The following is a 364-nucleotide window of genomic DNA, read 5'->3' on the forward strand; positions in this document are numbered from 1 at the left end:
TCAATTACAACAACTGTTCCACGAGCTGCGTTAATGAAGATGCTGCCATCTTTCATTTGAGCAAACTGTTCTGGTCCCATCATGTCTTGTGTTGCACCGGTTTCAGGTACGTGCAGGCTGACAATATCAGACATGCCAAGCAAGTCTTCCATAGAATCAAGTTGCGTTGCATTACCCAAAGGAAGTTTGGTTACTACATCGTAGAAGTAGACCTTCATGCCCAATGATTCAGCAAGAACGCTCAACTGGCTGCCGATGCTGCCGTAGCCAACAATCCCGAGCTTTTTACCGCGAATTTCGTAGCTATTGGTAGCTGATTTTAGCCAGCCACCGCGGTGAGCAAGAGCATTCTTCTCAGGTACGC

General features: G+C 47.3%; 1 protein-coding gene. It reads right to left on the reverse strand.

The features are described from left to right. Positions 1-364, reverse strand: a 364-nt coding sequence (locus A3761_RS08130) for an NAD(P)-dependent oxidoreductase (RefSeq protein WP_231881196.1), incomplete at both ends; no start/stop codon positions are given.

This window comes from Oleiphilus sp. HI0123 (assembly GCF_001635315.1).